This window comes from Klebsiella sp. 141251 (assembly GCF_050600725.1).
GTDB classification, from domain to species: domain Bacteria; phylum Pseudomonadota; class Gammaproteobacteria; order Enterobacterales; family Enterobacteriaceae; genus Klebsiella; species Klebsiella aerogenes.
Window position 1 is genome coordinate 483,575 of sequence record NZ_JAQIRG010000001.1, and the last position, 14,224, is coordinate 497,798.

Annotated in this window: 13 protein-coding genes; 5 read left to right on the forward strand and 8 right to left on the reverse strand. The window is 55.5% G+C overall.

Features of this window, described 5'->3' with window-relative positions; genetic code table 11:
* The first annotated feature begins 135 nt into the window (after window positions 1-135).
* The 3 genes from glnS to chiQ all read left to right on the forward strand — a co-directional run bounded on the left by glnS (window position 136) and on the right by chiQ (window position 4,018).
* Window positions 136-1,803, forward strand: coding sequence for a glutamine--tRNA ligase (gene glnS, locus PGR09_RS02285; RefSeq protein WP_045381516.1), 1,668 nt, complete (start codon window positions 136-138; stop codon window positions 1,801-1,803).
* Between the two features lie 434 nt (window positions 1,804-2,237).
* Window positions 2,238-3,638, forward strand: a complete 1,401-nt coding sequence (chiP, locus tag PGR09_RS02290) for a chitoporin ChiP (RefSeq protein WP_047077883.1) — start codon at window positions 2,238-2,240, stop codon at window positions 3,636-3,638.
* Between the two features lie 47 nt (window positions 3,639-3,685).
* Window positions 3,686-4,018, forward strand: a complete 333-nt coding sequence (gene chiQ / locus PGR09_RS02295; RefSeq protein ID WP_045392989.1) for a ChiQ/YbfN family lipoprotein — start codon at window positions 3,686-3,688, stop codon at window positions 4,016-4,018.
* Between the two features lie 52 nt (window positions 4,019-4,070).
* Here the strand turns inward: chiQ and PGR09_RS02300 are convergent, their stop codons facing one another.
* The 8 genes from PGR09_RS02300 to ybfF form a co-directional block, all read right to left on the reverse strand.
* Window positions 4,071-5,366, reverse strand: a complete 1,296-nt coding sequence (locus tag PGR09_RS02300) for an MFS transporter (protein WP_047049261.1) — start codon at window positions 5,364-5,366, stop codon at window positions 4,071-4,073.
* Window positions 5,367-5,421: 55 nt separating this feature from the next.
* A complete protein-coding gene (gene tcuB, locus PGR09_RS02305; protein WP_047049259.1) occupies window positions 5,422-6,561 on the reverse strand; it encodes a tricarballylate utilization 4Fe-4S protein TcuB in 1,140 nt (379 codons plus the stop codon).
* A complete protein-coding gene (tcuA, locus tag PGR09_RS02310) occupies window positions 6,548-7,951 on the reverse strand; it encodes an FAD-dependent tricarballylate dehydrogenase TcuA (RefSeq protein ID WP_430915767.1) in 1,404 nt (467 codons plus the stop codon). The genes tcuB and tcuA overlap by 14 nt, the downstream gene beginning before the upstream one ends.
* Before the next feature lie 96 nt (window positions 7,952-8,047).
* Window positions 8,048-8,974 (reverse strand): tricarballylate utilization LysR family transcriptional regulator TcuR, encoded by a 927-nt coding sequence (gene tcuR / locus PGR09_RS02315; RefSeq protein WP_045393001.1) that lies wholly within the window; start codon window positions 8,972-8,974, stop codon window positions 8,048-8,050.
* Window positions 8,975-9,086: 112 nt separating this feature from the next.
* Entirely contained in the window at window positions 9,087-9,539 is a 453-nt protein-coding gene (gene fur, locus PGR09_RS02320) for a ferric iron uptake transcriptional regulator (protein WP_015367698.1), read from the reverse strand.
* A 292-nt stretch (window positions 9,540-9,831) separates the two neighbouring features.
* Window positions 9,832-10,362, reverse strand: coding sequence for a flavodoxin FldA (gene fldA / locus PGR09_RS02325; protein ID WP_015367697.1), 531 nt, complete (start codon window positions 10,360-10,362; stop codon window positions 9,832-9,834).
* Between the two features lie 149 nt (window positions 10,363-10,511).
* On the reverse strand, window positions 10,512-10,805 hold the full coding sequence (gene ybfE / locus PGR09_RS02330; protein WP_015367696.1) for a LexA regulated protein: 294 nt from the start codon (window positions 10,803-10,805) through the stop codon (window positions 10,512-10,514).
* Between the two features lie 133 nt (window positions 10,806-10,938).
* Window positions 10,939-11,712, reverse strand: a complete 774-nt coding sequence (ybfF, locus tag PGR09_RS02335; RefSeq protein ID WP_045393004.1) for an esterase — start codon at window positions 11,710-11,712, stop codon at window positions 10,939-10,941.
* Between the two features lie 229 nt (window positions 11,713-11,941).
* Between ybfF and seqA the strand changes: the two genes are divergently transcribed.
* Entirely contained in the window at window positions 11,942-12,502 is a 561-nt protein-coding gene (gene seqA, locus PGR09_RS02340) for a replication initiation negative regulator SeqA (protein ID WP_045393006.1), read from the forward strand.
* A 32-nt stretch (window positions 12,503-12,534) separates the two neighbouring features.
* Window positions 12,535-14,175 carry a phosphoglucomutase (alpha-D-glucose-1,6-bisphosphate-dependent) gene (pgm, locus tag PGR09_RS02345; RefSeq protein ID WP_047049249.1) on the forward strand — a complete coding sequence of 547 codons (1,641 nt, stop codon included), beginning with the start codon at window positions 12,535-12,537 and terminating at the stop codon, window positions 14,173-14,175.
* Window positions 14,176-14,224 lie beyond the last annotated feature (49 nt).

Sequence of the window (14,224 nt, forward strand, 5' to 3'; positions counted from 1 at the left end):
GCGCCGCTTTTTTTTGCAGCAAATACCCCCATATCCAACAACAGATACGTATTTTGCGTAACTAATAGTTGTCTCTGCGTCCTGCTTGTAAGATCATGTGCCGTTATACGTTGTTTACGCTTTGAGGAACCCGTGATGAGTGAGGCAGAAGCCCGCCCGACTAACTTTATCCGTCAGATCATCGATGAAGATCTGGCTACCGGTAAGCACACCACCGTTCATACCCGCTTCCCGCCGGAACCGAACGGCTATCTGCACATTGGCCATGCAAAATCCATTTGCCTGAACTTCGGCATCGCCCAGGATTATCAAGGTCAATGTAATCTGCGTTTCGATGACACCAACCCGGTTAAAGAAGATATCGAATACGTAGAGTCGATTAAAAACGACGTGCAGTGGTTAGGTTTCCACTGGTCCGGCGATGTCTGCTACTCCTCTGATTACTTCGATCAGCTGCATCAGTATGCGGTTGAGCTGATCAACAAAGGTTTGGCTTACGTTGACGAGCTGTCCGCCGACGAGATCCGCGAATACCGCGGTACTCTGAAAGAGCCGGGTAAAAACAGCCCATACCGCGATCGTAGCGTGGAAGAGAACCTCGCGCTGTTCGAAAAAATGCGCACCGGCGGCTTCGAAGAGGGCAAAGCCTGCCTGCGCGCCAAGATCGACATGGCGTCGCCGTTCATCGTGATGCGTGACCCGGTGCTGTATCGCATTAAATTTGCGGAACACCATCAGACCGGCAACAAGTGGTGCATCTACCCGATGTACGACTTCACCCACTGCATCAGCGATGCGCTGGAAGGTATCACCCACTCGCTGTGTACCCTGGAGTTCCAGGACAACCGTCGTCTGTACGACTGGGTGCTCGACAACATCAGTATTCCGGTGCATCCGCGTCAGTATGAATTCTCGCGCCTGAATCTCGAATACACCGTGATGTCCAAGCGTAAGCTGAATCAGCTGGTGACCGAGAAGCACGTTGAAGGCTGGGATGACCCGCGTATGCCGACCATTTCCGGTCTGCGCCGTCGTGGTTATACCGCTGAATCCATCCGCGAGTTCTGCAAACGCATCGGCGTGACCAAGCAGGACAACACCATTGAGATGGCGTCGCTGGAGTCGTGCATTCGTGAAGATCTGAACGAAAACGCCCCGCGCGCGATGGCGGTGATCGATCCGGTTAAACTGGTTATCGAAAACTATCCGCAGGGCGCAAGTGAAATGGTGGCGATGCCGAACCATCCGAACAAGCCGGAAATGGGCAGCCGCGAGGTTCCGTTCAGCGCTGAGATCTGGATCGATCGCGCGGACTTCCGTGAAGAAGCCAACAAACAGTACAAGCGTCTGGTGCTGGGTAAAGAAGTGCGTCTGCGCAACGCCTACGTGATTAAAGCGGAACGCGTTGAGAAAGATGCAGAAGGTAATATCACTACCATCTTCTGTACTTACGATGCCGATACCCTGAGCAAAGACCCGGCCGATGGCCGCAAGGTTAAAGGCGTTATCCACTGGGTGAGCGCGGCGCACGCGCTGCCGGTTGAAATCCGCCTTTACGATCGTCTGTTCAGCGTACCGAACCCGGGCGCGGCGGATGACTTCCTGGCGGTAATGAACCCGGAATCGCTGGTCATTAAGCAAGGTTTTGCGGAACCGAGCCTGTCGAAAGCGCAGGCGGGTAAAGCATACCAGTTCGAGCGCGAAGGTTACTTCTGCCTCGACAGCCGCTATGCCACCGAGAGCCATCTGGTCTTCAACCGCACCGTTGGCCTGCGTGACACCTGGGCTAAAATCGGCGAGTAATGCTCGCCGTATTCATGAAACGCCGCACCCTGCGGCGTTTTTTTATTGCAGAATCAGTGGATTAAAAACTGATATTTTTTCGATGCGAATTAATCTTATTAAAACGCAGTAATAATTACCCATCTCTTCCTGCCTGCATATTTACATTTAACCGTTTCAGCTTTCATCAATTATCAGTTTTTTTTCGATATAACCATGACTTATCGTTAAAAATACTGAGAAGTAAGTTTGTAACAAAACGACATAAATTATGTGCGCTTTGTCATAATCTTAAGCTTTGCTCTGCGAAAGAGATTGATAATTCGCGTCACGAAAAATAGTCTATCCATAGTGGTTTCGCGGCCTTTTAACCGCACCGCTTTTCAAATTTTTTTATTTTTTTAGCGAGCTGCCTTTGGCAATCGCAATTTTAAAACGTCAAAGAGGATATGCACATGCGTACGTTTAGTGGCAAACGTAGTACGCTGGCGCTGGCTATTGCCGCCGTCACCGCGATGTCGGGTTGGGTTGTGGCCCCACAGGCCAGCGCAGCAGGTTTTATCGATGATTCTACCTTAACCGGCGGTATCTATTACTGGCAGCGTGAGCGCGACCGTAAAAACGTAGAAACCGACAAATACGAAACTAACCTTTCTCATTCTACCTGGAACGCCAACCTGGATTTCCAGTCCGGCTACGCGGCCGACATGTTTGGTCTGGATATTGCTGCCTTCACCGCGATTGAAATGGCGGAAAACGGCGACAGCGGCCACCCGAACGAAATTGCTTTCTCCTCCAGCAACCGTGCCTACAGCGAAGATTATACCGGCGATAAGAGCGGGATAAGCCTGTATAAAGCGGCGGCTAAATTTAAATTCGGCCCGGCGTGGGCGCGCGCGGGCTACATTCAGCCGACCGGACAAACGCTGCTGGCGCCGCACTGGAGCTTTATGCCGGGTACCTATCAGGGGGCTGAAGCCGGGGCGAACTTCGACTACGGCGATAACGGCGCGCTGAGTTTCTCCTATATGTGGACAAACGAATATAAAGCGCCGTGGCATATCGAGATGGATGATTTTTACCAGAACGATAAGAAAACCAAAGTTGACTATCTGCACTCTGTTGGCGCGAAGTACGATTTTAAAAACGATCTGGTGCTGGAAGCCGCATTTGGTCAGGCCCAGGGCTATATCGATCAGTACTTTGCTAAAGCCAGCTACAAATTTGATATCGCGGGTTCACCGTTGAGCACCAGCTATCAGTTCTACGGTACCCGCGATAAAGTCAGCAACGGCGGCGTCAACGATATCTACGACGGCACCGCGTGGCTGCAGGCGATCACTTTCGGCTATAAAGCGGCCGATGTGCTGGATCTGCGTCTGGAAGGGACCTGGGTGAAAGCCGATGGCCAGCAGGGCTACTTCCTGCAGCGTATGACGCCAACCTATGCCTCCTCTAACGGTCGTCTCGATATCTGGTGGGATAACCGCTCTGACTTTAACGCCAACGGCGAGAAAGCGGTGTTCTTCGGCGCGATGTACGACATGAAGAACTGGGATATGCCGGGCTGGGCGTTTGGCGCGTCCTATGTTTACGCCTGGGATGCGAAGCCAGGCAGAATGGCATCCCCGGATGCTTACTACGATCCTAACTATCGTCTGAAAGAATCCGCCTACAGCCTGGATGCCATCTACACCCTGCAGGAAGGCCGCGCGAAAGGAACGATGTTCAAACTGCACTTCACGCAATACGACAACCACTCCGACATCCCAAGCTGGAGCGGCGGTTACGGCAACATCTTCCAGGATGAGCGTGACGTGAAGTTTATGGTTATCGCGCCGTTCACCATTTTCTGATGCCTGCGCGGCGGGCGTGAGCCTGCCGCCCCTCCGGGAGAATAACTATGAAAAAACTGCTGCTCATCGCCATCATGGCATCGGGTCTGGTCGCCTGCGCGCAGTCGCCAGCGCCGAAAGAAGATTCCAAATTGAAAGATGCCTATAGCGCCTGTATCAACACGGCGGAAGGTAATCCGGACAAGATCGAAGCCTGTCAGAGCGTACTGAACGTATTGAAACAAGAGAAACCGCATCAGCAGTTTGCGACGCAGGAAAGCGTCAGAGTGCTGGATTATCAGGCCTGTATTCAGGCGACGCGCACCGGTAATGACCAGGCGGTCAAAGCGCGCTGCGATAAAATCTGGCAGGAGATCCGCAGTAATAACACCACTAAGTAAAGCAGACGGTTAAGCGAAAACGGGCGGAGCGCACACTCCGCCCGTGGCTATTTTAACGCGGTATTTCCGCCGGCTGATAGCCGCGGCTTAGACGCATGAACAGCATGGCGGTGGCGGCGAATCCGCATAGCGCCGCGCACATCAGCCACCAGCCCGGCGCGCTTTTATCACCGGTGATTTCGACCAGCGCGGTGGAAATAGCCGGCGTCAGCCCGCCAAAGATAGCGGTGGCGAGGCTAAATGCCAGCGAAAAGCCCACGGTGCGGACGTAAACGGGCATCACTTCCGTTAGCGCCGCCACCATCGCGCCGTTATACATACCGAAAAAGAACGAGAACCACAGCAGCACCAGCGTCATGCGGGTGAAATCCGGCGCGGCGGTGAGCCATTGCATCACCGGCCAGGTGGTCAACAGCGCCAGGATGGTAATTCCCATCAGCACCGGGCGGCGGCCTATCTTGTCTGAGAGCGCCCCGCCAATCGGTAACCAGATAAAGTTAGAAATACCGACCAGCATCGTGACCAGCAAGCTGTCGCGCGCGCTCAGATGCAGTACCGCTCTGCCGTAGGTTGGGGTATAGACGGTAATAAAATAAAAGGTGGTGGTGGTCATCGCCACCAGTAAGGTGCCCGCGCTGATGATGCGCCAGTTTTTAACAATAGTGGTCAGTATCTCTTTCGTATCGGGACGATGCTTACGCTGCAGAAACGCTTCGGTCTCCTGCAGCGAACGCCGGAGTACGAAAATCAGCGGGATAATCAGGCAGCCGATAAAGAAGGGGATGCGCCAGCCCCATTCTGCAATCTCGTCGTGACCCAGCGTTTCGTTCAGCGCGTAGCCAATCAGCGCCGCCATGACGATGGCCACCTGTTGGCTGGCGGACTGCCAACTGGTATAGAACCCTTTTTTCCCCGGTTTGGCGATTTCCGACAGGTAGACCGACACACCGCCGAGCTCGACCCCGGCCGAGAATCCTTGCAGCAAACGGCCAATTAAGACCAGCACCGGCGCCAGCACGCCGATGGTTTGGTAGCCCGGCACCAGCGCAATCAGTAACGTGCCACAGCCCATAATCGCCAGGGTGACCATCAGCCCTTTGCGGCGACCGATCCTGTCAATATAAGCCCCTAATACCACCGCGCCGATGGGGCGCATCAGGAAGCCGGAGCCAAACACGGCAAAGGTGAGCATCAACGCCGCGAACTCGCTCTCTGCCGGAAAGAAGGTTCTGGCGATATAGGTGGCGTAGAAACCAAACAGAAAGAAGTCGAATTGCTCGAGAAAATTACCGCTGGTTACGCGGAGAATTGCGCCGAAGGTACCGGCGCGCGAGGTTGGTTGGGTCATAGGGTTTGCTCTCCATTGTCTTTATCTTGTTGTTATAGAGGTAAGAGGGAGCGGGTTAGTCGCCTGCGACTGCCGCCTGTTTTCCGCGCCGCTTCTCAATCGCCCACTTGAGTAACGCCGCACAGCGATAAAATCCGTGGGCAAATTTTCCGTAAGGCAGCGTTAAAAACAGCGCCATCACCACCCCGAGATGGATAGCGAGCAGAATGCCCATCCACGAGGTGTCCCGACCCGCCAGTAGCGCGAGCCCGGTAAAACTGGTCAGTAGCAACAGCAGGATAAAAGCGCGATCCATCGGTTTTTGTCGCGCGTCGCCGTGCAGCGGCGAGCGGCGCAGATTCAGCCATAGCAAACCCGCAGGGCCTACCAGCAGCCCGATGCCGCCGAGCGTGCCCAGCAGTACCGGTACGCTAAAGAACGGGTAGGGCGCCTCCCAACCGGCGAGATAGTGATAGCCCGTGGCCACAACCGTGGCGGCGAAACAGAGCATGAAACCGTAGAAAGTGAAGTGGTGAAAACGGCGGCGCATCAGGGTGAAGGCGTCATCGGCCTCGTTACAGCCTTTACCGTGTCCGCCGTCGAGATATTTCAACGTCAGCGCATCATGTGAGGCCCTGGCGAGATCGCCAGCCTGCGGTTGGCCCGGCGAGATCTCGCGCCAGAAACGAATCACCCCGCTCATCAGTAAACCGATGGCCGCAATGAAAACCGAACCGAACATCCACGCCAGCAGGTTATGCGGGAAAATCTGGTAGAAATCACCGGCCAGCGGCGGGTGCAACAGAGAGCCTTTGAGCCCCATCGCCAACAGTAGAAACAGGACAAGACCCGCGACCAGCGCCAGCACCGTGGCGATCCCCGCACGGCGATATAAACTGCCGAAAGCGGCGGGCCGGGCGTAATGTTGATAGGTTTCCAGCCGCACTTCCGCCATCGCTTTGGGAACATTAATCGCAAACTCGTGCGGCGGGGCATACTGGCAGGCGTGCAGGCAGGCGCCGCAGTTGTGGCACAGGTTCGCCAGATAGTTAATATCCGCCTTGCCAAATTCCAGACGCTGGGTCATGGCCGGAAATACGGCGCAAAAGCCTTCGCAATAGCGGCAGGCGTTACAGACCTGCATCACCCGTTCGACTTCCGCTTCCGGCTCGGTGATGATTTGCGCTTCGATGATCAGCTTTTCAAGCGACTTCATGATGTTTCTCCTGCTGTGCCGCCAGGACGGCTTGCTGACCGGCAATGCGGCCGAATGTGGTGCCAATCGACATGCCTACGCCGGCGGTATAGCCTTTGCCCAGTACGTTGCCGGCCATCATTTCGCCGGCGACAAACAGGTTGCGGCTCGGCTTACCGGCAAAGTGGACGGCGGCGTGTTGATTGACGTACAGCCCGAGGTAGGTGAAGGTGATCCCTGGACGCAGGGCATAACCATAATAAGGCGGCGTATCGATAGGCCGCGCCCAGTGGGTCTTCGGCGGCGTCAGGCCGGAGGTGGTGCAGTTATCAAGACGGGTATGGTCGAACTGGCCTGGCGTACAGGCGGCATTGTAGCTGGCGATGGTCTGTGACAAACGTTCGCCGTCCAGCCCCAATTGGCGCGCCAGTTCTGCGATGGTATTGGCCTGGGCGCCCGGAAATACCGGCGGCATAAATTGTCCAACGGCTTTGCTGTCGATGATCGAATAGCCGATTTGCCCCGGCTGGTGGGCGACCAGACGGCCCCAGATGGCGTAACGTTTGGGCCAGAAATCTTCCCCTTCATCATAAAAGCGCTCGGCATCGCGGTTCACCACCACCCCCAGCGACACGCAGTCGACGCGGGTACAGATGCCGCCGTCATAGAGCGGCGCCCGGGCGTCAATGGCGACGCAGTGCGACTGTGAAGGATCGCCGATGATATCGGCCCCGGCATCGATCATAAATTTGAGCAGCACTCCCTGATTAAAACGGGTGCCGCGGATGAGAAAGTTGTCTGCAGGCCATTCGCCGCGCTCATTTTGCCCCCAGGCTTCGCGCAGCCACTCGCGGTTAGATTCAAAACCGCCGGCGGCGAGCACGCAGGTTTTAGCGGCGATCCGCTCAGTGCCTGCCAGCGCGGCGACGAATTCGCCATCACGTAATTCAAGCGCCTGTACCGGGGTGTTATAGCGGATCTGTACGCCCATCTGTTCGGCGCTGCGGTAATAGGCATTGACTAGGGCTTTGCCGCCGCCCATAAAAAAGGCGTTAGTGCGGGCGACGTGCAGGGCGCCGGATAACGGCGGTTGAAAGTTAACGCCATGGCGGCGCATCCAGTCCCGACAGTGCGACGAGGTGCGGATCACCAGACGGGCCAGCGCTTCGTTGGTATTGCCGTCGGTAACGCGCAGCAGATCCTGCCAGTATTCTTCTTCCGGATAGCTGTCGACTAAGACATCCTGCGGCGCATCGTGCATACAACGCAGATTACGCGTGTGCTGAGAGTTACCGCCCCGCCATTCCCGCGGCGCGGCTTCCAGCAGCAGTACGGATGCGCCTGCTTCCCGGGCGGTTAAGGCGGCGCATAACGCGGCGTTGCCGCCGCCAATCACCAGTACATCCACCATTATCGGCTCCATTACGCTTTGACTAATTGTTAAATTTGTAATGGAAATGTAAGGTGCAGGGGCGGCAGGCGCTATGGCGTAAAGCTAAAGGGGGGTTTAGTGTGTGTAAAGACTGGCGCCCGGCCAGTTGCCGGATTCAACTAGCTGGCGCATGACTTTTGCCAGCATTACCCGTGCCGCAAGGCCTGCCGGGGTGAGTTCGTCATCGGAAAGACTGACCAGAAAATTCGGTCGGCTAAGTACCGGATTATCGACGCCGATCACTCTTAGCGCCTGGCTGTCGAGATGAGAAATCGCTGCGCCCGGCTGCAGCGTGGCGCCGAGCCCGTCACGAACGGCGCGCATCAGCAGGGCCAGGCCATCGATTTCAGCCACCACGTCAACGTTGATGGCGTGCTCCTGGCAAATAGCGTCCAGCCTGCCGCGCAGGCCATGCCCCTGGCTTGGCATAATCAGCGGGATGGCGGCCAGTTGGTTCGGGGAGATGCTATCGCCGGGCAGCGGCGCCAGCACGTCATGGGCGCCAATCAGGAACAGACGTTCCTCAAGAATGGGTCGGGCGCTCCAGCGCAGGATCTTCTCTTTCTGGAAAACGATGGCTAAATCGAGCTGGCGGGTGTTGATCATCCGTTCCAGATTGCCGGAGAGGCTCTCCACCAGGTGCAGGCGGACATCGGCGTAGCTTTCGCGCATGGCGTTGATAAAAGGTACGCCCAGTACAGAAGCGGTGCTCGGCGCCATACCGACGCTGACGTGACCGGAAAGGCGCGCCTCGCGCGCGGCGAGAATAGCATCGTCAGCATGACGCAGCGCCAGTTGCGCCTGCGAGTAAAATGCGAGGCCGGCGCTGGTGGGCATTACGCCGCGCGAAGTCCGTTGCAGCAGGCGGATAGCGAGTTCATTTTCCAGACGCGCCATTTGCTGGCTGAGCGCAGAAACGCCAATATTCAGATCGAGCGCGGCGCGGCCCATACTGCCGGTTTCCACAATGCGGACAAAATAGCGTAGCTGGCGCAGCTCCATATTGACTCTCCGTACAAGGCGTTATGCACTGACAGAATACGCATGCCGGTGGATTTCGCCCATAAAAAAGCCAACCTTGAGGTTGGCTTTTTACGACAAACGAGACGGGAAATTATTTATTCACCGCATCGTGGGCATGTTCATCTTCGCGGCAGTCGCCTTCCGCACAGTGGCCGTACAGGTACAGGCTGTGGTTGGTTAAGCGGATGCCGTGTTGCGCAGCAATTTCACGTTGGCGGGATTCGATAGAATCATCGCTGAACTCGATCACTTTGCCGCAATCGAGGCAAATCAGGTGATCGTGGTGGTGCTGCTGAGTCAGCTCGAATACGGATTTACCGCCTTCGAAGTTGTGACGAGTCACGATGCCTGCATCGTCGAACTGGTTCAGCACGCGGTAAACGGTAGCCAGACCAATCTCTTCACCCATATCGATCAGGCGTTTATATAAATCTTCCGCACTGACGTGATGGTTATCCGGTTCCTGCAACACTTCCAGAATTTTCAGTCGGGGAAGTGTGACTTTCAGGCCAGCCTTCTTTAATGCGATATTGTTGTCAGTCATGCGGAATCTGTCCTGTTGCTAAAGATCGGCTTCCTTCAAAGGGAAGCAATACAGAGAATCACCCGATGTAATGCGTCTCATTATAGAGCTGCAACTCTGAAATGAAAACTGCAACCATCGCGCCTTGTAAGCTGTCAAAAACGAATTACCAGCTACAAACTGTGTCACGTGACCTCGTGGAATCAGAGGACATTGTACAGATATGTGATGAAAAGTTAAAAACTTGTAGCTATTAGTTTGATTGCTTTTATCTATTAATTCAGCGCAGCTTAATAGCTGCGCTGTTTGATTCTTAGGCGTTTTTGATTTCTTCCAGATGCAGCTCTTCGGAAATCTGCTTCACCCACTTCTCAACGCGCTCGTTGGTCAGTTCCGGCTGACGGTCTTCATCAATCGCCAGACCTACGAAGTGATCGTCGTCTGCCAGGCCTTTAGAAGCTTCAAAGTGGTAGCCCGCGGTCGGCCAGTGGCCAACGATGGTTGCGCCGCGTGGTTCAATGATGTCACGAATGGTGCCCAGCGCATCGCAGAAGTATTCTGCGTAATCTTCCTGGTCGCCGCAGCCAAACACGGCTACCAGCTTACCGTTGAAGTCGATCTCTTCCAGCGTCGGGAAGAAGTCGTCCCAGTCGCACTGCGCTTCGCCGTAGTACCAGGTTGGGATGCCGAGCAGCAGAATATCGTGGCTTTCCAGATCTTCTTTGCTGCTCTTGGCAATGTCGTGAACTTCAGCAACGTCTTTACCGAGCTGCTTTTGGATCATTTTTGCAATATTTTCGGTGTTGCCGGTGTCGCTGCCAAAAAAGATGCCGATGATTGCCATGAGTAAAATAACCTCTTGAAACTTAATGATGTGGTAGTGGCATTATGCCTACAGTTAACGGCAATCATAGCAGAACAGGGAAGGGCGCGGAAACAGCAATAACGTCCTGGTGCACACTCTGCTACATGAAAGCGATTTTTTTGCGTTTTTCAGACTTCGCCCTGGTTACGCAGGCAGGCCAGTTGGTGCATCAGCATCTCTTCGATAAGATCGCTGCGGCTCATGTTGCGGGCTTCCGCCAGCTCATTAAGCGCGTCGACCGCATCGGCGTTGAGCTTCAACTCAACGCGCTTCAAGCCGCGAACTTTATCGCGTTTGAGCTGATTGCGTTTGTTGATGCGCAGTTGTTCATCGCGCGAAAGCGGATTGGTTTTCGGTCTACCCGGGCGACGCTCATTTGCGAACAAATCTAATGTCGTTCGGTCCGTTTGTTCTTTTGCCATGATTCAGAGTGACTTCGGGGAAACAAGCTGCCGGGCTATAGCCGGCGCAGATAGCGCGCCATAATACATCAGGCGAACCGCTGCGCCAACGACCGCGGGCATTATGCCGCGCGGTCGGGCGTTTTTTAGCCACTCAGGCTTCAATTGTGCTCAGATAACGGCGAATTGCGCGTAAAACCGCCTCGGGTTTTTCCGCATGCACCCAGTGTCCGGCGCCGGCAATGACGTGAGCGCGGGCCTGCGGGAACTGCGCCAGCAGCGCGTCGCGGTATTCATCGGTAACATAAGGGGAGTTGCCGCCGGGAATAAATTGCGCCGGGTGCGGCCAGGCTGGCACCGTTTCCCAGCCGACAATATGCGGGTATTGATCCCACAGCGCCGGCACGTTGAAGCGCCACGCGCCGTCGACAAAGGATTTCAGCAGAAACTGAATGACGCCTTCTTCATTTATATGCTCGCGCATCACCTGCGCCGCCTGCTGGCGGGTGCTGGCGGCGGATTCGCTGACGGCGTTAATCGCCGCGAAGATCTCATCATGACGGCGGACGTGATAAGCCACCGGCGCAATATCAATCGCCACCAGCCCGGCGATGCGATCCGGCGCCAGCGCGGTCAGCGCCATCACCGCTTTGCCGCCCATTGAATGGCCGATAAAGGTCGCTTTCTCTATCTGATGATCGTCAAGAGTATCCAACAGATCCTGCGCCATCGCGCGGTAGGTCATCTCCGGCGAACGCGGCGATAAGCCGTGGTTGCGCATATCGACCTGCAATATATCGTAGTCGGCGACCAGATCGCGGGCGAGGATCCCAAGGTTGTCCAGGCTGCCGAACAGGCCGTGTACCAGGACGATTGGGGATTTATTGTGCGGGTTTTGTGCAGATTGCGCTCGGCTATTTAATTTCATGGCAAAGTTCTTTTTTTCGCTCCGTCGGGTTAGGGTATTATGTTGGACATTCTGCCATTAGGCTGCAAGACCCGGAAGCATTCTGAGTTTTACCGCCATCCTGGTTTGACGCTATTCGCGGTTGGGATTTGTCCTCTATCTGATGCCTTTTGCGCAGTAGTGTGAAAGACAAAGGATAGTTAATCCCGACGACTTGTATTCAGAAACAAAGAAATCGCACTGGATTAAGATGAAAACAATCGAAGTTGATGATGAGCTCTACCGCTATATTGCCAGCCACACTCTGCATATCGGCGAGAGCGCATCCGACATTTTACGGCGCATGCTGAAATTTACCGCCGTTTCTCAACCTGCATCTGGCGCGCCTGCGGCGAAAGCCGCGCCGGCGGCTGCTCCTGCGGCGGCGCCAGTCGTCGAAGCGAAGCCGGCCAACCCGGTTAAAGATAAAGTCCGCGCCATGCGCGAACTGCTGTTATCTGACGAATACGCTGAACAAAAGCGCGCGGTTAACCGCTTCATGCTGGTATTGACTACGCTTTACTCGTTAGACAGTAAGGCTTTTTCAGAAGCCACTGAATCTCTGCACGGGCGCACCCGCGTATACTTCGCCGAAGATTCACGGACGCTGCTGAAAAGCGGTAATCAGACCAAACCGAAACAGGTTCCTGGTACGCCGTGGTGGGTTATCACCAATACTAATACCGGCCGTAAATGCAGCATGATCGAACATATCATGCAATCAATGCAGTTCCCTGCGGAGCTGATTGAAAAGGTTTGCGGCACGATCTAGTTAATTAAACTTTGCACCAGAAGGATCAGGCAATGGCAATCGATAAACGTGCGGGTCAGCCGGCACAACAGAGTGATTTGATTAACGTCGCCCAGCTGACCGCTCAGTACTATGTGCTGAAGCCGGAAGCGGGTAATGCGGAGCATGCGGTTAAGTTCGGCACCTCCGGCCATCGCGGTAGCGCAGGGCGCCACAATTTCAATGAGCAGCATATTCTGGCGATTGCGCAGGCGATTGCGGAAAACCGCGCGAAAAACGGCATCACCGGCCCGTGCTACGTGGGTAAGGATACCCACGCTTTATCCGAACCGGCATTCATTTCCGTGCTGGAAGTGCTGGCGGCGAACGGTGTTGATGTGATCGTTCAGGAAAACAACGGTTTCACTCCGACGCCGGCGGTCTCCAACGCGATTCTGGTGCATAACAAAAAAGGCGGCCCGCTGGCGGATGGTATTGTGATCACGCCATCGCACAACCCGCCGGAAGATGGCGGTATCAAATACAACCCGCCAAACGGCGGCCCGGCTGATACCAACGTGACGAAAGTAGTGGAGAACCGCGCTAATGAACTGCTGGCCGCCGGTCTGCAGGGTGTGAAGCGTATCTCTCTCGACGCCGCGCTGGCGTCCGGCCACGTAAAAGAGCAGGACCTGGTGCAGCCGTTTATTGAAGGGCTGGCGGATATCGTCGATATGGCGGCTATCCAGAAAGCGGGCCTTAAACTGGGCGTCGATCCGTTGGGCGGCTCGGGTATCGAATACTGGAAACGTATCGGCGAGCACTACAAGCTGGATCTGACCATCGTTAACGATCAGGTCGATCAGACGTTCCGCTTTATGCACCTTGATAAAGATGGCGCGATCCGTATGGACTGCTCCTCCGAGTGTGCAATGGCGGGTCTGTTGGCGCTGCGCGATAAGTTCGATCTGGCCTTCGCCAACGATCCGGATTACGACCGTCACGGTATCGTGACTCCGGCTGGGCTGATGAACCCGAACCACTATCTGGCGGTGGCTATCAACTACCTGTTCCAGCATCGCCCACAGTGGGGCAAAGATGTTGCGGTTGGTAAAACGCTGGTTTCTTCGGCGATGATTGACCGCGTGGTTAACGATCTGGGCCGTAAGCTGGTGGAAGTGCCGGTAGGCTTCAAGTGGTTTGTTGACGGTCTGTTCGACGGCAGCTTCGGCTTCGGTGGTGAAGAGAGCGCCGGGGCATCGTTCCTGCGTTTCGACGGCACGCCGTGGTCCACCGATAAAGACGGTATCATCATGTGCCTGCTGGCGGCGGAAATCACCGCGGTCACCGGTAAGAACCCGCAGGAGCACTATAACGAGCTGGCGCAACGCTTTGGCGCCCCGAGCTACAACCGTCTGCAGGCCTCCGCCACTTCCGCGCAGAAAGCGGCGCTGTCTAAGCTTTCGCCGGAAATGGTGAGCGCCGATACGCTGGCGGGCGATCCGATCACCGCGCGTCTGACCGCGGCGCCGGGCAACGGCGCTTCTATCGGCGGGCTGAAAGTGATGACCGACAACGGCTGGTTTGCGGCCCGTCCGTCAGGCACCGAGGACGCCTACAAAATCTACTGCGAGAGCTTCCTTGGCGAAGAGCATCGCAAGCTAATTGAAAAAGAAGCGGTAGAGATTGTCAGCGAAGTGCTGAAAAACGCCTGATTGTCCTATCAGCATCAGGCCCCCTGCGGGCCTGATTTTTTTCGCAAGG

Excerpts from the sequence above, each read along its gene's own strand:
- glnS (WP_045381516.1), top strand. The coding sequence starts at position 136 with ATGAGTGAGGCAGAAGCCCGCCCGACTAACTTTATCCGTCAGATCATC.
- chiP (WP_047077883.1), top strand. The coding sequence starts at position 2,238 with ATGCGTACGTTTAGTGGCAAACGTAGTACGCTGGCGCTGGCTATTGCC.
- chiQ (WP_045392989.1), top strand. The coding sequence starts at position 3,686 with ATGAAAAAACTGCTGCTCATCGCCATCATGGCATCGGGTCTGGTCGCC.
- PGR09_RS02300 (WP_047049261.1), bottom strand. The coding sequence starts at position 5,366 with ATGACCCAACCAACCTCGCGCGCCGGTACCTTCGGCGCAATTCTCCGC.
- tcuB (WP_047049259.1), bottom strand. The coding sequence starts at position 6,561 with ATGAAGTCGCTTGAAAAGCTGATCATCGAAGCGCAAATCATCACCGAG.
- tcuA (WP_430915767.1), bottom strand. The coding sequence starts at position 7,951 with ATGGTGGATGTACTGGTGATTGGCGGCGGCAACGCCGCGTTATGCGCC.
- tcuR (WP_045393001.1), bottom strand. The coding sequence starts at position 8,974 with ATGGAGCTGCGCCAGCTACGCTATTTTGTCCGCATTGTGGAAACCGGC.
- fur (WP_015367698.1), bottom strand. The coding sequence starts at position 9,539 with ATGACTGACAACAATATCGCATTAAAGAAGGCTGGCCTGAAAGTCACA.
- fldA (WP_015367697.1), bottom strand. The coding sequence starts at position 10,362 with ATGGCAATCATCGGCATCTTTTTTGGCAGCGACACCGGCAACACCGAA.
- ybfE (WP_015367696.1), bottom strand. The coding sequence starts at position 10,805 with ATGGCAAAAGAACAAACGGACCGAACGACATTAGATTTGTTCGCAAAT.
- ybfF (WP_045393004.1), bottom strand. The coding sequence starts at position 11,712 with ATGAAATTAAATAGCCGAGCGCAATCTGCACAAAACCCGCACAATAAA.
- seqA (WP_045393006.1), top strand. The coding sequence starts at position 11,942 with ATGAAAACAATCGAAGTTGATGATGAGCTCTACCGCTATATTGCCAGC.
- pgm (WP_047049249.1), top strand. The coding sequence starts at position 12,535 with ATGGCAATCGATAAACGTGCGGGTCAGCCGGCACAACAGAGTGATTTG.